Genomic DNA, 19,109 nt, shown 5'->3' on the forward strand with positions numbered 1-19,109 from the left:
AGCATCGCAGGCCGGATGTCGAAGCGCCGTCGGAGTTCCGACGGTTCTCTTACGCCCCATGATCCACCATCATGCGTCCCGCTGCAGGCCACCGCGACCGCCGATGACCCCGATGCACCTCCGCAACGCTCCCCGTTGGCAGACCCCGCTGCTGCTCCTGCTGATGGTCTGGGCACTGCTGGCCGGGCTGGGCCTGCGCGAGCCGATGCCGGCCGACGAGCCGCGCTTCGTGCTGGCGGCGCGCACGATGATCGAGACCGGGCAGTGGTTGTTCCCGCACCGGGGCATCGAGTTGTATGCGGAAAAGCCGCCCACCTTCATGTGGCTGCAGGCGGCGAGCTATCTTGTGGTGCGCAGCTGGCAGGTGGCGTTCCTGCTGCCTTCGCTGCTCGCCGCGCTGCTGACGCTGTGGCTGACGGGCGACCTGGCGCGGCGGTTGTGGGGCCGGCACACCATGCCGTACGCGGTGTTCGGCCTGTTCGTCTGCCTGCAGTTCGTCCTGCAGGCGAAGCGGGCGCAGATCGACATGGTGCTGGTGGGCATGACCACGCTGTCGCTGTGGGCCCTGCTGCGCTATCTGCTGGAGAAGCCGAGCCCCTGGTTGCTCGCACTGGGTACGTTCTCCGCGGGGCTGGGCACGGTGACCAAGGGCGTGGGCTTCCTGCCGCTGCTGGTGTTGCTGCCCTGGCTGTGGGTACGGCTGAAGTCGCGGCAGACGCTGCCGCCGCATCGTGGCCTGCATGCGTTGGCCGGTGTGGCCGGCTTCATCGCCGGTGCCGGGGTATGGCTGGTGCCGATGCTGTCGGTCGCGCTCACGTCGACGGATCCCGCGCTGCACACGTATGCGCGCGAGATGCTGTTCAAGCAGACCGGCACGCGCTACGCCAATGCCTGGCACCACGTGAAGCCGGCCTGGTACTACCTGCAGACGATGCTGACGCTGTGGCTGCCCGGCGTACTGCTCGCGCCGTGGCTGCTGCCGGCGTGGTGGCGACGGCTGAAGCGCGTCGACGCGCGCCATGCGCTGCTGCTGGGCTGGGCGCTGCTGGTGCTGGTGTTCTTCAGCGCCAGCCCGGGCAAGCGCGAGGTCTACATCTTCCCGATGCTGCCGGCCCTCGCCGTGGCGGCCGCACCGTTGTTGCCCGCCTTGCTGCGGCGACGCGCGGTGCGCGCGATGCTGTGGTCCTACGTGGGGGTGCTGGTGCTGGTGGCGGGCGGCCTGGGCGCGTGGCTGCTGACAGCATCGCCCGACCATGTGCAGTCGCTGGTCGAGGGCCGCGGCATGGACATGGCCACCGTCGGCCAGCTGGGCCGGTGGTTGGTGGGCTTCGCGATCGTCGGGGTGATCACGATGTTCGCCGTGGCGCGCGCATCCCGGCACCGCGTGGCGGTCGCGCTGGTCACCGTGACCGCCGCCTTGTGGACGGCGTACGGCTTGGGCTTCATGCCCGCGCTGAGCCCGGACAGTTCCGCGCGCGCGCTGATGCAGCGCGTGGGCCAGCGGATCGGGCCCGACGCCGAACTGGCCATGCTGGGCTGGCGCGAACAGCACCTGCTACAGGCGGACCGCCCCGTGACCGACTTCGGCTTCAAGCAACCGTGGGTGGACCAGTGGCAGCACGCGCATGCGTGGCTGCTGGAAGCGCCCGACCGTCGCTGGCTGTTCCTGCGCAAGGAGGCGATCGGGCCCTGCCTCGATCCGGCGAAGGTGATCGACATCGGCGCATCGAACCGGCGCGAATGGATCCTCGCTCCCGGCGACGCCTGGATCGCGGGCTGCGACGTGCCCGCGGACTGGTCCGCCGACGTCAGCGAAGACTGAACCTCGAACAACGGTGCGCGCGCGCGAGAATCATTCGCGCGCGCTTTAACGGGCTTCCGACGGAAGTCCTACCGCGCTACGACATCGCGACCACCAGCATGCGCAGGCCCTTCTCCACGCCTGTCCTGCATGTCGGTCTCACCCTCCCTTGCCCTTCCTTCTTCCCGCAGCGATCTCTCGCGACTGTTCCTGGTTTCGATGGCGTCGCTGCTGCTCGCCTGGTGGGCCGCGCGACAGATCGACCTGCATTGGGCGACACGCCTGTTCCAGTGGGAAGGCGGCGCCTGGGCGCTCAAGCGCAGCGTATGGATGGAGACCGTCCTGCATCTCGGCGGACGTCGGCTGAGCCAGGTGGCGTGGGCGGGCCTGCTGGTCGCCACGCTGTGGCGCTGGCGTTCGCCCGACGCGACGTGGACGCGGCCGGCCGCGCGTCTGCTGCTGGCGGTCTTCGCCTCCATCGCCTGCGTGGCGGCACTGAAATCGCTGACGCACATGGACTGCCCGTGGGACCTCGCGGGCCTCGGCGGGCAACGCCCCTACGTGGGATTGTTCGAGGCGCGTCCGGCGTCGATGGGGCCGGCGGCCTGCTTCCCCGCCGCGCATGCCGCAGGGGGTTACGCCTGGGTCGCGCTGTATTTCTTCTTCCTGCATGTGGCACCCCGCTGGCGCCATGCGGGCTTGGGCATCGGCCTGCTCGCAGGCATCGTGTTCGGCCTCGCGCAGCAGCTGCGGGGTGCGCACTTCCTGTCGCATGACGTCGCCAGCCTGGCGGTCTGCTGGGCGGTCGCCTGCACGATCGAATGGCTCCACGAACGCGGCGCGTGGACGACGGCGGAGACGCAGGCATGAACGCGGCGACCCTCCCCGAGAGTCCGCTCGTTCGCGCCTGGCAGCGGGTGCGTCCCCTCGTCCTGGCGCGGCCTTGGGTGGGGACCGAAACGCTGATCCTCGTGGCCTGTCTGTACTTCAGCCTGTTCGCCAACGCCGTGTTCTGGCGCGCGGCGGTACCGCAACCGCTGGCGCAGGGCGCCTGGACGCTTTCGCTGTTCCTTCTCGTGACCGCCGTGCACGGCGTGTGGCTGTCGCTGCTGGTCTGGCGGCGCACCGCGCGCATCGTGCTGTCGCTGCTCGTGGTCACCGCTGCGCTGGCGGGCCACTACATGGCCGCATACGGGATCTATATCGACGCCGACATGGTGCGCAACGTGTTGCACACCGACTGGCGCGAAGCCAGCGAACTCGCGGGCGGCGACGCACTGCTGCCGCTGCTCGCCGCCCTGCCCGCGCTGGTGGTGATCTGGCGCGTGCGCCTGCGCGAGCGCACCTGGGCGCGCACGCTCGGCCTGCGTGCCGCGCTGCTCGCCGGCATGGCCGCCATCGCCCTGGCCGGGGTGCTGCCGGTCACCCAGCAGCTCACTGCCTTCCTGCGCAACCAGCGCGAGGTCCGCTACCTGGTCACGCCGGCCAACGTGCTGGTCTCGCTGGCGAAGGTGGTCAGCGAAGAGCCGCCGGGACGCGCGCGCGTGCAACTGCCGATCGGCGAGGACGCCGTGCGGGCGCCCGGCGCAGGCATGCGCAAGCCGCGGCTGCTGGTGCTGGTGGTGGGTGAAACCGCACGCGCCGCGAACTGGGGCCTCAACGGCTACGCCAGGCAGACCACGCCCGAGCTGGCACAGCGAAGCGTGTTGAATTTCCCGCATGTCACCGCCTGCGGCAGCAGCACCGAGGTCTCGCTGCCGTGCATGTTCTCGCCCTACGGCCGTGCCCACTACGACGAGAAGGCGATCCGTGGCCACCAGTCGGTGCTGCACGTGCTACAGCGCGCCGGCGTCGCCACGCTGTGGCGCGACAACCAATCCGGCTGCAAGGGCGTCTGCGCGGGCTTGCCGGTGGAAGACATGCACGCCCGTACCGATGCGGGTCTGTGCAACGGCACGCGCTGCCACGACGGCATCCTGCTGCAAGGCTTGGCCGAGGCGGCACACCGACAGACCGGCGACCAGGTGATCGTGCTGCACATGCTGGGCAACCACGGACCGACCTATTTCGAACGCTACCCCTCGGCCTTCCAACGGTTCACGCCGGTATGCGAGACCTCGGACCTCGGTCGCTGCAGCCGGGAGCAGATCGTCAATGCGTACGACAACGCGCTCGGTTACACGGACCATGTGTTGGCCGGCGCCATCGACGAACTGGCCGAGGTGCCCGGTTACGACACCGCGCTGCTCTACGTGTCGGACCATGGCGAATCGCTCGGTGAGAAAGGGCTCTACCTGCACGGCATGCCCTATTCGATCGCCCCCCGCGAGCAGTTGGAGGTCCCGATGGTGGCCTGGTTTTCCGAGGGTTGGCGCGCATCGGCAGGGCTGGACGCGGGCTGCCTGCGCCGCGTGGCCGCCGCCCCGCACAGCCATGACGACCTGTTCCATACGCTGCTGGGGCTCGCCGACGTGCGGACCGCGCTGTACCAGCCGGACCACGACATTTTCCTGACCTGCCGGGCCGGACAATAATCCGCTGTCTCAGTGAGGTCTGACATGACGGCCCTTTCCATCGTGATCCCGGTGTTCAACGAGCGCGGCAATATCGGCCCGCTCGTGCAGGAAGTGGTGCAGCACCTGCGCGGGCGCGTGCCGTTCGACATCGTCTGCGTCGACGACCAGTCCGATGACGACACCCGCGACGTGCTCACCGCGCTGAAGGCCGAAGTACCGGAGTTGCGCGTGCTGGTGCACCAGCGCCGCAGCGGGCAGAGCACCGCCATCCGCACCGGCGTAAAGCACGCGCTGTCGCCGTGGATCGCCACGCTCGACGGTGATGGCCAGAATGATCCGGCCGACATCCCCAAGCTGTTGGCCGCGCGCGACGAGGGCGATGCACAGACCCGCCTGTACGCCGGTTGGCGCGTGGACCGCAAGGACACCGCCAGCAAGCGCTGGGCGTCGCGCTGGGCGAACGGGATCCGCCAGCGCCTGCTGCGCGACGACACGCCCGACACCGGTTGCGGCATCAAATTGTTCGAACGCGCGGCCTTCCTCGACCTGCCCTACTTCGACCATATGCACCGCTACCTGCCGGCGCTGATGCAGCGCGCGGGCTGGAGGACGGTCAGCGTGCCGGTCTCCCACCGGCCGCGCGGTTCGGGCCAGTCCAAGTACACCAACCTGGGACGCGCGCTGGTCGGCATCAAGGACCTGATGGGCGTGTCGTGGTTGATCCAGCGCAGCCGCATCACCGCGGTGAGCGAAATCGGCACGGGGCGCAAGCCATGAGCGTGATGAACCAGGAAATCGTCTGGCTGGGTTGGACCGGCCTGCACATGACGCCGTGGAAGTTGATCGGCCTGACCGGCGCGGCGATGTTCGGCGGTCGCTGGCTGGTGCAGTTCGTCGCCTCGCGACGCGCGCGCCGCCCAGTGATCCCGCGCCTGTTCTGGTACATGAGCCTGGTCGGCAGCCTGATGGCGCTGAGCTACTTCCTGTTCTCGTCGAAGCAGGACGCGGTGGGCGTACTGCAGAACCTGCTGCCGGCCTTCACCGCGGCCTACAGCCTGTACCTGGACATCCGCCACACCCGCCAGCAGCAGGAAGCCGGAAGCGCGTCCTGATCAACTGCGGTTGGGCGTCAGCTTCAACAACCGCCCGCTACCGCCGTCCTCGAGCAGCCACAGCGCACCGTCCGGCCCCTGCTCGACTTCGCGGATGCGCCGCCCCATCGGGTAGCGGCGCGCTTCGCGCGCCTGCGTGCCGTCGAACTCGATCTCGATCAGCGCCTGCGAGGCCAGGCCGCCAATGAAGCCCTTGCCCCGGTACCAGGGGAACAGATTGCCCGAGTAGATGACGAAGCCCGCCGGCGCGATCACCGGATTCCAGAACGCCTCGGGCGCGTTGAATTCCGGGCGCGTCGGGTGGTCCGGGATGGGCGTGCCGTCGTAGTGGTCGCCATTGGAGACGATCGGCCAGCCGTAGTTGCTGCCGCGCTCGATCAGGTTGAGTTCGTCGCCGCCGGCCGGCCCCATTTCATGCGTCCATAGCCGGCCCGCATTGTCGAACGCGATGCCCAGCAAATTGCGGTGGCCCAGCGTCCACACCTGCGCCGCGATCCCGCCCTGCGCCGCGAACGGATTGTCCGGCGGCACGCTGCCATCGTCGTTGAGGCGAATCAGTTTGCCGAGCGTGGACTGCAGATCCTGCGCAGGCGTCATCGCCTGCCGGTCGCTCGATGTCACCCACAGCTTGCCATCGGCACCGAAGGCGAGCCGATGGCCGTAGTGGGCATCGCCACTGACCTTGGGCGTCTGCCGCCAGATGACCTGGAGGTTGGACAGGCTGCCGCCGTTCCCGCTGGCATCGAGTGTCAGCGTTGCGCGCGCCACGGCCGCACCGCGGGTGCCGCCACTGCCGGCCTCCGCATAGCTGATGTACACCCATCGATTGTCGGCGAAGCGCGGATGCAGCAGCACGTCGCCGAACCCGCCCTGGCCTCCGTAAGCGACGGCCGGCACGCCGGTGACCTGCCCCACCTGGCCCGTGGCCACGTTGGCCAGCCGCAGCGTTCCGCCTTTCTCCGTAACCAACAGGCGACCGTCGGGCAGGAAGGTCATCGCCCACGGTTCGTTGAAGGTGGCGACGGGCGTGCTGGTGAAGGGTGGGTTGGGCACGGCGCGCGGCGGCGACATGCCCCCTGCGACGCGCTGCACGCCCGGCAACGTCGCGGGCGCCTGGCCATGCGGCGCCAACGCGATTCCCGCGGCTGTCGTCGCCCTGGGTGTGGACGAAACCACGATGCGTGCACCGTTCTCGTCGACCGTGGCGCGCTGGCAGGACGCCAGGCAGACCACACAGGCAAGCAGCAACGGCATCTTCATGCGGGCGGCTCCGGTAGGGGTGATCGCCGTTGTACGCCGGCCGGGCGAAGAAAAGCGTGATGGCCGCCGGGCGTTCAGACCTTCAGGTACCAGCCCCGCCGGTCCATCGCCCACACGACCAGCCACCACACGCCCACGAACGACAGCGCGAACGCCAGCGACGGCAGGTACGGCCCGAAACGGGGCGCCATCCAGTCGGCGAATCCGACCCGGTACAACGGCTCCATCCATCCGAGCGCGAGCAGTGCGTACGTCATCACAGCGGCGCCGACATAGGCGGCGATGGCGTTCGCGCCGAAGCGTCGTCCCACGGCCGGCCAACCCTGCCGGTCCACCGCCGCATGGGCGAGCGCCAGCGCAAGCCATGCGCAGCCGGCGGTGAACAGCGCATACGACGAGGTCCACAGCGCCTTGTTCAACGGAAGCACGCTGCTCCATGCCAGGCCGATGGCCACGGCCGCCATGCCGGCCAGCACCAGCGTGCGAAGCGCGCCGCCCCGCAACCAGGCGCCGGCCCGCACGCCGAACAGCGTGGTGGCGATGGCCGGCAACGTGCTCAGCAACCCCTCGGGATCCTGCCCGCGTGCGAGCGACGCATCCCACTGGTACAGCCATGGCGCGAACAACGCCGTGTCGATGCGGGCCGGAAGATTCGTGTAGCCCGCATAGCCGGACGGCGCCAGCAATGCCCAGTAGCCGAGCAGGACCGCGCCGATCAATGCCCATTGCAGGCGAGGCTTCACGTACAGCGCGATCAGGCCGGCAGCAGCGAAACACAGGCCGATCCGCTGCAGCACGCCCCAGGGTCGGAAATGCGGACGGTCCAGCATCAGGTACGCCAGCAGGTGCAACGCCAGGCCGAGCGCGACGATCTTCGCCGCGCGCCACAGCAGCGCGCGCACCAGTGCGTCGCGCGCCACGCCTGCCTCGGCACGCGGCACGATGCCCAGCGAAATCGATACGCCGACGATGAAGAGGAAGAACGGGAACACCAGGTCGGTCGGCGTCACGCCATGCCATTCCGCATGCAGCAGCGGCGCGTAGACATGCGACCAGTCGCCCGGCGTGTTGACCAGCAGCATCGCGGCGACCGTCAGGCCGCGCAGTGCATCGACGGACGCGAACCGGGCCGGAGCGACGCTCATGCGCGCGGGATCAGGCGCCGCCGATCCACGTGCCGACGATCTGCAGGTCGGCGTCCAGCGCCACCAGGTCGGCGTGGTAACCGGGCGCGATACGGCCGTGCGTCCCGCCCAGGCCGAGGACATCGGCGGGATAGGTGGACGCCATGCGCGCGGCTTCGTCCAGCGGCAGGCCGAGTAGCCGCACGCAGTTGCGCACGGCGGTGATCATGTCCAACGCCGAACCCGCCAGCGCGCCGGCTGCATTGCGCACCACGCCGTCGACGGCGGTGATGGTTTCGCCATACAGATCGAACGACGGGTCGTCCGAACCGACCATCGGCATCGCGTCGGTGACCAGGACCACCTTGCCGCGCGGCTTGGCCGCCAACGCGACGCGCAAGCTGGCCGGATGCACGTGCACGCCATCGACGATCACGCCGCACCAGCAGCCGTCGTCCTCCAGCGCAGCACCGACCGCGCCTGGTTCGCGGCCCTGCAACGGCGACATCGCGTTGTAGAGATGGGTGAAGCCCGACACGCCCGCATCGATGCCGGCGCGGATCTGTTCGTAGCTGCCTGCCGTGTGGCCGGCGACGACGATCGCACCGCGTGCCACCAAGGCGCGAATGATGTCGGTCGGCACCTGTTCGGGCGCCAGCGTCAGCAGGGTCACGCCGTTGTCGAGCGACGTCGCCATCGCGATCTCGTCCACACCGGGCACGCGGAACTTCGCCGCATCATGCGTGCCCTTGCGCGCGGGCGCGATGTACGGGCCTTCCAGGTGGATGCCGAGCACGCCCGGCACGCCCTGTGCGATGGCGTCGCGTGTCGCCGAGATCGCGCGCGCCATCACGTCGGCATCGTCGCTGATCAAGGTCGGCAACAGGCCGGTCGTGCCGAAGCGCCGGTGCGCCTGCGCGATCGTGCGGATCGCGTCCACCGTGGCGTCGTTGTTGAACAGCGCGCCACCGCCACCGTTGACCTGCGCATCGATGAAGCCGGGCAGCAACGTCGCGCCGTGAAGATCGTGCCGCACCGCATCTGACGGGATCGCATCATCCGCGACCAGGTCGGCGATGCGGCCGTCCTGCATCAGTACCGCCAGGCCTTCGACGAATCCGTCCGGCGTCAGCACGCGGGCGTTGCACAGGACGATGGCGGCGCTCGTCGCGTTCATACCGTTTCAGTGACCTTGTTGAGGTGCGGCGGCACATCCGGATTGTGGCCGCGACGCAGCGCGAGCGCATTGATCGCCCGGTAGAAACTCTGGATGGTCAGCAGCGGGGCGCACGCCGGGTGCGGTGCCTCGACCAGCGGCAGGTCGCCCTGGCGCGACGCCACCCACACCTGCGCACCGCGGCCGCGGAATTCCTGCGCCAGCGCCAGTGTGCCGGCTTCGGTTTCATCCGGCTGGGCGAAGCAGAGCACCGGGAAGCCCGGACCGACCAGCGCCATCGGCCCGTGCTTCACTTCCGCCGAACTGTAGGCCTCGGCGTGCAGGCCGCAGGTTTCCTTGAACTTCAATGCGGCTTCCTGCGCGGCGGCGAGGCCCAGGCCTCGTCCCAGCACGAACAGGTTGTGCGCCCCCACCAATCCGTCGGTCAGCGGCGACCAGTCCGCCTGCCACGCGCGTCGCAGCGCGTCGGGCAAGGCATCGGCGGCGGCATGCAGCGGCGCCTCGTCCTTCCAGTACGCGGCCAGCTGCAGGATCGCCGCGAGCGAACCCAGGTAGCTCTTGGTCGCCGCCACGCTGCGCTCGGGACCGGCGCGCAATGGCAGCACGGTGTCGGCGAGTTGCGCCAGCGGCGAGTCTTCCACGTTCACCAGTGCGACCACGCGTGCGCCGGCCTCCTTGGCCGCGCTTGCGTTGCGCAGCAGGTCCGGGCTCTTGCCCGACTGCGAGATCACCACGTACAGCGCATCGGCCAATCGCTGCTTCGCTTCGTACACCGATCCCACCGACGGCGACGCCGACGCGGTGACCACGCCGAGCTGCGTCTCGAACAGATACTTCGCATACGTCGCCGCATGATCGGAACTGCCGCGCGCGCAGGTCACCACGAACGGTGGAGGATTACGGCGCAGGTCTTCCGCCAGCGCCTTCACCGTCGCGGCATTGCGCGTGTACTGGTCGGCGACGATGTCGGCGGTCTGGGCCGCCTCCTGGTGCATCAGGGTGTCGGAAGGCGCGGGCAACGGCGTGTCGGTCATGGCGAGAGGGGTTCGGGTCGGTCCGCGCGCGGCCGGACCGGCGCGGTGGAACCGCGCACGACCAACTGCGGCACGAAGCCCTGGTTGTGCACGGCGGTGGGATGGTCGTCGTAGGCGTCCTGGCGCAGGCCGGCGATCAGCAGGCGCGCCGCCTGCTTGGCGATGTCCTGCGTGGCCTGCTTGGCGGTGGTCAGCGGCGGCCACGACTGCTTGGAGAACGGGCTGTCCTCGAAACCGGCGATGGACAGGTCGTAAGGCACGTTCATGCCGGCCGACTTCGCCGCCGCCAGCACGCCGGCCGCGATTTCATCGTTGGAACCGAAGATCGCGGTGGGCGGTTCGCGCAGCGCCAGCAGGCGGCGCGCGCCACGGAAACCGTCGTCGAAGGTGTAGTCGCCCGGCACGACGAGATGCTTGTCGAGGGTGATGCCGTAGTCCTTCAACGCTTTCTCGTAACCGGCATAGCGCTCGGTACTCGACCGGTGCGCCAGTCCGCCCCACAGGAAGCCGATGCGCTGGTGGCCGAGCTGGATCAGGTGTTCGGTGATCTCGTAGGCGGCATCGCGGTCGTCGACATAGACGCACGGCAAGCCGTCTTCCGGATCTTCGGTCGCGGCGATGATGCGCACCAGCTTCACCCCGCGAGCGGCCAGCGCCGTCACCAGGTCGGCGCGTTCGGACATCGGCGCGGTCAGCACCAGCCCGGCCAGGCGCGAACGCTGGACGAATTCCACCAGTTCCTCGGCCAGCAACGGCGAAGTGGAATCCACCGGATGGATCTGCAGGCCGAAGCCGGTCTCCTTGCAGGCGGCCAGCACGCCGTTCTGCACGCCGATGATGTGGTACGGGTTGGGGTTGTCGTAGACCAGCCCGATCACGAACGGCGTGCCGCTGCGCAGGTTGCGCGCGGACTGGTCCGGTTCGTAGTCCAGTTCGGCGATGGCGTGCAGCACGCGCGCACGCGTGCCCTGCAGCACCGACGGCTCGTTGTTGATGACCCGGGACACGGTCTTCAGCGAGACCTTCGCGCGTTCGGCGACGTCCTTGATGGTGGGTCGGCGCATGGGCGTTTCCGTCATGGAGGCGAGTCCACCATGATGCCGCGTTCCGGCACGGCCGTCGCCAGCCGCGCCCGGCCCACCCGGTGCCCGGCCAGCGCGTAGTACAGGATGTACAGGTAGCCCGGCACCGCGAGCCCGGCGAACACGACCTGGAAGTCGTAGTGCTGCTTCAGCACCGCGAACAGCTGCGGCAGGATCGCTCCGCCGGCGATGCCCATGATCAGCAGCGCCGATCCGGTCTCGGTATGCCGGCCCAGGCCCTTGATCGCCAGGGGGAAGATCGCCGGCCACATCATCGCGTTGGCGAAGCCCAGCGCAGCGACGAAGCCGACCGACACATAGCCGTGCGTCAGCAGCGCGCCGAGGGCGAACAGCACGCCCAGCGTGGCGGAGATGGCCAGGTAGCGTTCCTGCGACACGAAGCGCGGGATCACCGCCAATCCGACCAGGTAACCGGCCAACATCGCGAACAACGTGTAGGTGGTGAACAGCTTGGTCTGGTCCAGCGGCAGACCGAAGCCCCTTCCATAGGTGCCGATCGCGTCGCCCGCCAACACCTCCACCCCCACGTAGAGGAACAGGCACAGCACGCCCAGCCACAGGTGCGGGAAGTGCGACAGGCCACGTTCGCCATCGGCGGCATCGGTCGCGGGCGCGGCGTTGACCTCGGAGGGCTTCACCTCCGGCAGCGGCGAGAACAGGATGCCGATGGCGACCACGACCAGGAGGCCGGCCATCACCAGGTACGGCAGGTGGATCTTCGCCGCGAACGCGTCCAGCAGCGCCGCCTTGGCGACGGGATCGGCCGCCTCGACCTGCGCCGCGAGGTCGCCCACGCCGTGCAGTACCAGCGTACCGATCACTATCGGCGCCAGCATGCCGGCGATCTTGTTGCAGATGCCCATCAGCGCGATGCGCTGCGCGGCGCTTTCGATGGGGCCGAGGATGCTGACGTAGGGGTTCACCGCCGTCTGCAGCAGCGCCAGGCCGCCACCGATCACGAACAGGCCAGCCAGCGCGCCGGGATACCAGCGCTGGGTGGAGAACTCGCCGAACATCGCCGCCCCCACCGCCATCACGAACAGGCTGGCGGCCAGCCCCTTCTTCATGCCGGTGCGCTTGAGCAGCGCCGCGGCAGGCAACGCGAGGAAGAAGTACGACAGGTAGAACACCATCAGCACGAGGAAGGCATTCACCTCGTCCAGATCGAAGGCGAGCTGCACGAAGGTGATCAGCGGGCCGTTGATCCAGGTGAAGAACCCGATGATGAAGAACAGCACGCCGACGATGGCGAGCGAGCGGAGCGGGGTGGTTCCAGCAGCGGTACTCATGCAATCCCCTCGATCTGGGACGCCGCACCTGCGCGCGGCATCGGGAACAACGTTGTCAAAGTCATAAGACGACCCATCGGAACAATGAGATCTCGAACCGGCTTTGCACCCCTTCTGTGAGTGCACCGGCATCGTGCACCGCAGCATCAAGTCTTGCGGGACTTCCCCGCTTTTCGCCTTTTTATTCAACTATTAACGACATCAATGCGCGCAATTCGATACTGAATACGAGCATTGTTGTCGATTCCGCGCATTGCCTCGCCCGCCGGACAGCTATTTCATGACAGAGTCTTGACAACGTTGTCAAACACTTTCCACACTCCGGCCATATCGGGATGACGGGGTCCCGGCCGCGAACATGTGGGGAGACGTGTGGTCGCCATTGCCAATCCATTGCCGACAGATGCCAGCCACGCGGGGCACGACGCCTTCATCGCGGCGGACGTCGGTGGCACCCATGTCCGCATCGGCCTGGTGCGCGGCAGCGGCGACGCCGGGATGCCGGTCCAGGTGCTGGAGTACCGCAAGTACGCCTGCGCCGACCATGCCGGCCTGGGCGACATCGTCCAGGACTTCCTGCACCACCTGGGCCTCGACCACGGGCGCGTCACCCGCGGCGTGATCGCCAGCGCCGGCTATGCGCTGGAAGACGGCACCGTCATCACCAACAACCTGCCCTGGCGCTTGTCGCTGGCGGAACTGCGCACACAGCTCGGTTTCGATGACGTCCGCCTGGTCAACGACTTCGAAGCGGTGGCGCATGCCGCCGCGCAGGTGGACGCCAGCCAGGTGCTGCAGCTCACCGGCCCGGCCATCGCACCGACCCGCGGCCCCACGCTGATCCTCGGCCCGGGCACCGGCCTGGGCGCGGCGGTCTGGATCCCGGTCGGCGCGCGCGCGGTGGTGCTGGCCACCGAAGCCGGCCAGGCCGCGCTCACCGCCGGCAACGCGCTCGAGATGGCACTGCTGGCCGAGATGCTGAAGACCCGCACGCACGTGCCGGTCGAACAGGCGCTGTCCGGCCCCGGTTTGTTGAACCTGCATGCCGCGCTGTGCGCCGTGCGCGGCGCCGCGCCTTCGGCCTACACGCATCCGGGCCAGGTCACGGCCGCCGCACTGTCGGGCGACGACCCGCTGGCGCGCGAAAGCCTCGACGTGTTCTGCGGCCTGCTCGGCAGCGTCGTCGGCGACATGGCGCTGCTGTACGGCGTGCAGGGCGGGGTGTACCTCGCCGGCGGGATCCTGCCGAAGATCCGCGAATTCCTGATCCAGAGCAGTTTCGTCGCGCGATTCCTCAACAAGGGATCGATGCGCGAGGCGCTCGAACGCATCCCCGTGAAGCTGGTGGAACACGGGCAGCTGGGGGTGGTGGGTGCCGCCAAGTGGTACCTGGAGCAACACCAGGACGATTGAAATGGAAGCGCCGGGACAGGCGTGGCGTCGATTGCAGTAAAGGCTTCAAGCACGGCGGAGCAAGCGCGAGCAAGACCTGCCGAAACTCAAACAATGAATGATGGGAGAGACATCATGAATTACCGCAGATCCATCCTTTCCGCCGCCATCGTGACCTGTCTGGGTGTGGTGGCGCAGGCGCAGGCGCAGGACGCTCAACCGACCGAAACGCAGGCCACCGACCTCGATACCGTGGTGGTCACCGGCATCCGCGGCAGCATCGAGAAGGCGCTCGACGCCAAGCGCGATGCCGCCACGCACGTCGAAGTCGTCACCGCCGAAGACATCGGCAAGTTGCCGGCCAAGAACGTGGCCGACACGCTGCGCCAGCTGCCGGGCGTCAACATCGCCTCGTCGAGCGCGAGCGAAGGCGGCTTCGACGAAGCCGACCGCGTCAGCCTGCGCGGCACCAATCCGAGCCTCACGCAGACCCTGGTCAACGGCCACACCATCGGCACCGGCGACTGGTTCGTGCTCAGCCAGGTGGGCAACGTCGGCCGCAGCGTGAGCTATTCGCTGTATCCGTCCGAGATCGTCGACCGCGTCGTGGTGCACAAGACCTCCGAAGCGAAGCTGGTCGAAGGCGGCACCGCCGGTTCGGTGAACATCATCACCCGCCGTCCGCTGCAGTTCGCCGAACCGCTGACGATCCAGGGCTCCCTCGGCGCGGTGCACTCCGACTTGCCGGGCGACACCAAGCCGCAGCTCGATGCCCTGCTGAACTGGCGCAACGACGAAGGCACCGCCGGCATGTTGTTCCAGGTGTTCAACGAGGAGCGCAGCCTGCGCCGCGATGGCCAGGAAGTGGTGGGCGGCTACGGCACCATCACCTCGACCAATCCCGACCTGAATGGCGTGCTCTACCCCAACCTGCTGGGTGCCGCCTTGTTCGAACAGGTGCGCAAGCGCCAGGGCGGCGTGGCCAACATCGAAGCCAAGGTCACCGACAACCTGACCTTGAACGTGAACGCGTTCTACTCGCGGCTGAAGGCGGACAACTACAACCGCAACTACATGATGTGGGCCAGTCAGTTCGTCAATTCGCAGACGCCGACCAGCTACACCGTCGAGAACGGCGTGCTGACCAGCGCCACCTACGCGCCGGTCACGTCCGGTACGGTCACGCCCTACGGCGTTTACGACATGATCTCCCGCCCTGGCGCGGTCTCGACCTCGAAGTACATCGCGCTCGACGCCGAATGGAATGCCAGCGATGCGCTGAAATTCGTGTTCCAACTCGGCTCCACCAAGGGCAACGGCAGCAGCCCCACCCAGGACGTGCTGGAAACCGGCGTCGCCGGCAACGCCGGCGCGAGCTGGAGCATGAATGGCGTGGGCAGCCCGATCGACTGGTCGCTGGGCGGCACCAACACGGCCGCGAACCACCTGCCGCAGAACGGCTGGATCTTCGGCGCGCAGGGCATCGACGTGCTCGACAAGGAAGACTGGGCTTCGGCGGACGGCCAGTTCTTCTTCCAGTCCGACGTGCTGTCCTCGCTGGACTTCGGCTATCGCTTCGCGACGCACGAGCGCAGCAACGACTTCTCGCTCGCCAAGGGCCCGAACTGGGCCAGCAACTGGACCGACATCAACGCCTATCCGGCGGCGGGCGGCGCGTACCCGGGCGATTTCGGCGTCGGCGGCAACGTCCCGTCGGGCATCTGGTACTACACGCCTGCGCAGCTTGCGGAACTCAATGCCCGCTTCGCCAACCGCAACAACCCCGAGCGCTTCTACTTCTCGGACGTGTACGGCGTTGAGGAAGACATCAACGCGGTGTATGCCCAGTTGAACTTCCAGGGCGATCGCTGGAGCGGTAATGCCGGCCTGCGTTATGTGCAGACGGAAACCGACGTGAGCTACAACCAGGCGCTGGCGGTCAACTCCGGCATCCCCGGTGCGATCACCGGCTCGGCGTTCGGCGATTACCTGCCGGTCGTGGTGAACAACGACTACAACGAGCTGCTGCCCAGCGTGAACTTCAAGTTCGAGCTGACCGACAACCTGGTGGCCCGTGTGTCCGGCAGCAAGACCATGACCCGTCCGGACTTCTCGGCGCTGGCCGGCTCGCTGACGCTCAACGACCTGACCCACGAAGGCAGCGGCGGCAATCCGAACCTCGATCCGCTGGTGTCGACCAACTTCGATGCTTCGATCGAGTGGTACTTCGCTCCGCGCGCCCTGCTTGCCGCCAGCGTGTTCTCGATGGACATGGATGGCTACGTCGATTTCGGCAACGTCATCGTCCAGTACAAGGACCAGCAGGCCAGCCAGGCTGCCGGCACGGACGTCTACAGCGACTACCTGGTGTCGATCCCGGTCAACTCGAACGGCAAGGCCCGCGGCGTGGAGCTGACTTACGAGCAGCCGATCGGCGACAACTTCGGCATCAACGCCAACTACACCTACGTGGATGGCGAGGCCGACGGCGGCAAGCCGCTCAACGGGACCTCCGAGAACACCTACAACCTGTCGGGCTGGTACGAGAACGACCGCTTCAACGCCCGCGTGAACTACAGCTATCGCAGCTCGTTCTACGCCGGCGTCAGCCGCGCCGACAACTTCTACCAGGATGACTTCGCCACGGTGTCGGCCTCGCTGGGCTTCAAGGCCACCGACTGGCTGACGATCAGCCTGGACGGCCTGAACCTCAACAACCCGAAGCTGAAGTACTACACCGAGAACGACGCGGTGCCGGGCTACCTGCCGCATGCGTTCTACAGCAACGGCCGCCAGTACTACCTGAACTTCCGCTTCAAGTTCTGATCGCGTCATCGATGTAAGGGAACACTCTCCCTCTGCGGGCCTGGATTTGTCCGGGCCCGCTTTTTTTTGGCACTCTTCCGCTCGTTCGCCCACGAGGATTCCGATGAAACGACCCTTCCTCCGTCGCGCCCTGGCCGGCATGGCCCTCACCCTGCTGGTCCTGGCCGGCTGTGCCAGGACAGGCAGCGATGCCGGCACCGCGTCCGCATCGGCGCCCATCACGCCGGCCCTGATTCCCGCGCCCGCCACGCTGCAGACGGGCGAGGGCCGCTTCGTCATCGATGACCAGACCCAGGTATTCGCCGCGGGTGAACCGGCGACGCGCGTTGCACAACAGTTCGTCGCCTACCTGACGTCGGCGGGCGGTCCCGCACTGCCGGCCGCGCAGGCCGACGGCAAGGGCGTGATCCGCTTCGTGCTGGAAGCGGGCGGCGCGAACGATGCCTCGCCCGAGGCCTATACGCTGGACATCACGCCCGAAGGCGCCACGGTGAAGGCGCGCGACGAACGTGGCCTGTTCTACGGCGCGGTGACGCTGTGGCAGCTCGCCACCCAGGGCGACAAGGGCGGCGTCACGCTGCCCGCGCTGCATATCGAGGACGCACCGCGCTTCGCCTGGCGCGGCTTCATGCTGGACCCGGCGCGCCACTTCCAGACCGTGGACGACGTCAAGAAGGTCATCGATGCGATGGCCCTGCACAAGCTCAACACGCTGCACTGGCACCTGACCGACGATCAGGGCTGGCGCATCGAGATCAAGCAGTACCCGAAGCTCACCGAGATCGGTGGCTGCCGCATTCCCGCCGGCGACGGCGGCAAGGATCCGAAGACTGGCGAACCGCGCCCGTACTGCGGCTTCTACACGCAGGACCAGATCCGCGACGTGGTGAAGTACGCCGCCGAGCGCCACATCACCGTGGTGCCCGAGATCAACGTCCCGGGCCATGCGACCGCGGCGATCTCCGCCTATCCGGAACTCGGCTCGATCGACACGCCGCTGGTGCCGTCGAACGAGTGGGGCGTGTTCCCCAACCTGGTCAACGTCGAGGAGGGCACGATCACCTTCCTCGAGAACGTGCTGGGCGAAGTGGTGCAGTTGTTCCCGGGCACCTACGTGCACATCGGTGGCGACGAAGCGGTGAAGGACCAGTGGGAAGCCTCCGCGCGTGAGCAAGCTCGGATGCAGGCCGTCGGCGCGAAGACCGAGATGGACCTGCAGGGCTATCTGGTCGAGCGTCTGGAGAAGTACCTCGCCGGACACGGCAAGCGCCTGATCGGCTGGGACGAGATCCTCGAAGCCAAGCTGCCGCCGGAAGCCACGGTGATGTCGTGGCGCGGCATCGAAGGCGGCTTGAAGGCCGCGCGCCAGGGTCATGACGTGGTGATGTCGCCGTCGAACAAGACCTACCTCGACTATCTGCAGACCGCCTCGCCGAACGAACCGCCGGGACGCCCCGCGCTGATCACGCTGCAGGACGTCTATGCGTTCGAGCCGGTGCCGCCGGAGCTGGAAGAGAGCCAGCGCCACCACATCCTCGGCCTGCAGGCCAACTTGTGGACCGAGCACACGCGCACGTTCGCGCGCCTGCAGCACAACGCGTTCCCGCGCCTGGCCGCGGTGGCGGAGACCGGCTGGACGCCGGCGGCGAAGAAAGACTTCGGCGACTTCACGAAACGCCTGCCTGCGCAGCTGAAGCGCTACGACGCGATCGGACTGGGTTACGCGAAGACGCCGTTCGAAGCGATGATCGCAACCGAAGATGATCGCAAGGCGGGCACCGTGAAAGTCACGCTGTCGAATCCGCTGGGCTATGCCGTGCACTACACGACGGATGGCAGCGAACCGACCTCGTCGTCCAAGGCCTTCGCGGCACCGCTTGATCTGAAGACGCCGGTCACCGTGCGTGCGGCGGCCTTCGCCGAGGGCCGCGCGCTGGCACCGGCGGCCACGTTCGAGCTGACGCCCGCTGCGCTGCTCACGCGCACCGATGAAGCGATGGCCGTGTGCCCGGATGCCGGTCGCCTGCTGCTGCGCCTGGAAGACGATGGCCCGGCCGATGGCGAGCGCGCGATCTTCAACGCGACGATCTTCTACCCGTGCTGGCAGTGGAACCAGGCCGACCTGGACGGCATCGCATCGATCAAGGTGCGGGCCGGCCGCATCCCGTACTACTTCCAGCTGGCGCACGACGAGCCGCACCGCACGTTCGAACCCGCGAAGTCGCCGCTGGGCGAACTGGAAATCCTCGGGGGCGGCTGCAAGGGCACGGTGCTGGCGACGGTCCCGCTGCCGGCGGCGCCGAATGCCGACGGCTTCCTGGACCTGGATGCGCCCCTGCCCGCCGGCACCACGGGCAAGCAGGACCTGTGCGTGCGCTTCACCGGCGACACGCGCCCGCAGATGTGGGTGCTGGACCGCATCACCCTGCAGCCGCGCTGAATCACGGCGCACTCAAAAAAAAAGCCGGGCAATGC

The 19,109-nt window shown here is 67.9% G+C and carries 14 protein-coding genes; 8 read left to right on the forward strand and 6 right to left on the reverse strand.

Annotated features, from left to right (window positions below):
* The first annotated feature begins 103 nt into the window (after positions 1-103).
* The 5 genes from ACSION_RS00525 (at position 104) to ACSION_RS00545 (ending at position 5,429) form a co-directional block, all read left to right on the forward strand.
* Positions 104-1,822 carry an ArnT family glycosyltransferase gene (locus ACSION_RS00525; protein ID WP_435304387.1) on the forward strand — a complete coding sequence of 573 codons (1,719 nt, stop codon included), beginning with the start codon at positions 104-106 and terminating at the stop codon, positions 1,820-1,822.
* Between the two features lie 129 nt (positions 1,823-1,951).
* Positions 1,952-2,671, forward strand: coding sequence for a phosphatase PAP2 family protein (locus tag ACSION_RS00530; protein ID WP_435304388.1), 720 nt, complete (start codon positions 1,952-1,954; stop codon positions 2,669-2,671).
* Entirely contained in the window at positions 2,668-4,335 is a 1,668-nt protein-coding gene (locus ACSION_RS00535; RefSeq protein WP_435304389.1) for a phosphoethanolamine transferase, read from the forward strand. The genes ACSION_RS00530 and ACSION_RS00535 overlap by 4 nt, the downstream gene beginning before the upstream one ends.
* A gap of 24 nt (positions 4,336-4,359) precedes the next feature.
* Positions 4,360-5,094 (forward strand): glycosyltransferase family 2 protein, encoded by a 735-nt coding sequence (locus ACSION_RS00540; RefSeq protein WP_435304390.1) that lies wholly within the window; start codon positions 4,360-4,362, stop codon positions 5,092-5,094.
* On the forward strand, positions 5,091-5,429 hold the full coding sequence (locus ACSION_RS00545; protein ID WP_435304391.1) for a lipid-A-disaccharide synthase N-terminal domain-containing protein: 339 nt from the start codon (positions 5,091-5,093) through the stop codon (positions 5,427-5,429). Before ACSION_RS00540 ends, ACSION_RS00545 begins: the two co-directional genes overlap by 4 nt.
* Here ACSION_RS00545 and ACSION_RS00550 read toward each other — a convergent pair whose 3' ends face one another.
* From ACSION_RS00550 to ACSION_RS00575, 6 genes are all read right to left on the reverse strand, one after another.
* Entirely contained in the window at positions 5,430-6,500 is a 1,071-nt protein-coding gene (locus ACSION_RS00550) for a PQQ-dependent sugar dehydrogenase (RefSeq protein ID WP_435306629.1), read from the reverse strand.
* A gap of 263 nt (positions 6,501-6,763) precedes the next feature.
* Positions 6,764-7,834, reverse strand: a complete 1,071-nt coding sequence (locus ACSION_RS00555) for an acyltransferase family protein (protein WP_435304392.1) — start codon at positions 7,832-7,834, stop codon at positions 6,764-6,766.
* A 10-nt stretch (positions 7,835-7,844) separates the two neighbouring features.
* Positions 7,845-8,990, reverse strand: coding sequence for an N-acetylglucosamine-6-phosphate deacetylase (nagA, locus tag ACSION_RS00560; protein ID WP_435304393.1), 1,146 nt, complete (start codon positions 8,988-8,990; stop codon positions 7,845-7,847).
* The gene (locus tag ACSION_RS00565) at positions 8,987-10,024 is read right to left on the reverse strand and encodes an SIS domain-containing protein (protein ID WP_435304394.1); all 1,038 of its coding nucleotides are present in this window, start codon (positions 10,022-10,024) and stop codon (positions 8,987-8,989) included. Before ACSION_RS00565 ends, nagA begins: the two co-directional genes overlap by 4 nt.
* Positions 10,021-11,088 (reverse strand): LacI family DNA-binding transcriptional regulator, encoded by a 1,068-nt coding sequence (locus ACSION_RS00570; RefSeq protein WP_056880252.1) that lies wholly within the window; start codon positions 11,086-11,088, stop codon positions 10,021-10,023. The genes ACSION_RS00565 and ACSION_RS00570 overlap by 4 nt, the downstream gene beginning before the upstream one ends.
* An 11-nt stretch (positions 11,089-11,099) precedes the next feature.
* Positions 11,100-12,416: a sugar MFS transporter gene (locus ACSION_RS00575; RefSeq protein ID WP_435304395.1), complete on the reverse strand. Its 1,317-nt coding sequence runs from the start codon at positions 12,414-12,416 to the stop codon at positions 11,100-11,102.
* A 372-nt stretch (positions 12,417-12,788) separates the two neighbouring features.
* On the opposite strand from ACSION_RS00575, the gene ACSION_RS00580 reads away from it, so the two are divergent.
* The 3 genes from ACSION_RS00580 to ACSION_RS00590 all read left to right on the forward strand — a co-directional run bounded on the left by ACSION_RS00580 (position 12,789) and on the right by ACSION_RS00590 (position 19,074).
* Positions 12,789-13,829 (forward strand): glucokinase family protein, encoded by a 1,041-nt coding sequence (locus ACSION_RS00580; protein WP_435304396.1) that lies wholly within the window; start codon positions 12,789-12,791, stop codon positions 13,827-13,829.
* A 114-nt stretch (positions 13,830-13,943) separates the two neighbouring features.
* Complete coding sequence (locus tag ACSION_RS00585) at positions 13,944-16,634, forward strand: TonB-dependent receptor (RefSeq protein ID WP_435304397.1); 2,691 nt, start codon at positions 13,944-13,946, stop codon at positions 16,632-16,634.
* A 103-nt stretch (positions 16,635-16,737) separates the two neighbouring features.
* Positions 16,738-19,074 (forward strand): family 20 glycosylhydrolase, encoded by a 2,337-nt coding sequence (locus ACSION_RS00590; RefSeq protein WP_435304398.1) that lies wholly within the window; start codon positions 16,738-16,740, stop codon positions 19,072-19,074.
* Positions 19,075-19,109: the final 35 nt, after the last annotated feature.

This window comes from Pseudoxanthomonas sp. LjRoot125, from assembly GCF_964252705.1.
Lineage (GTDB): Bacteria > Pseudomonadota > Gammaproteobacteria > Xanthomonadales > Xanthomonadaceae > Pseudoxanthomonas_A.